The organism is Frankia sp. Mgl5 (assembly GCF_023242985.1).
Lineage (GTDB): Bacteria > Actinomycetota > Actinomycetes > Frankiales > Frankiaceae > Parafrankia > Parafrankia soli.
This window is the reverse complement of the sequence record NZ_JALKFY010000578.1, coordinates 1-332: the sequence shown is the minus strand read 5'-3', so window position 1 is coordinate 332 and position 332 is coordinate 1. Positions and strand designations below refer to the sequence as shown.

Below are 332 nucleotides of genomic sequence, written 5' to 3'. Positions count from 1 at the left end.
CTCAAAGCGGGTGCCATCCTGAATCACCGTGACCAGATCTGGTTTAAATGCAAGCAGAAAATCCATTCCACGGGATACACTGCGGTACGGAACCAACCGAAGCCTGGTTCGCCACGTATCCGGCAGGGCATCCAGCAGTCCGTCCATTTTTTCCAGCTTGTTCTCCGCTTCTCTGGCTAGAGCTAGCAACGGTTCCGGCAGCAGATGAGCAAACAAGCTGCTTTCCATTACCATGACCGGCGTTCGCGTCATCGGTTCGTACAGCTGGTTGCCTGTATCAACCAGTCCACGGCAGATCACGTTTTCGCCCATCACCTTGACCACCACTTCCG

At 54.5% G+C, this 332-nt stretch carries 1 protein-coding gene; it reads right to left on the bottom strand.

What is annotated here, in order from left to right:
• Positions 1–332 (bottom strand): sigma-E processing peptidase SpoIIGA (locus tag MXD62_RS10715; protein ID WP_248829158.1); only part of this gene is annotated, 332 nt, incomplete at both ends.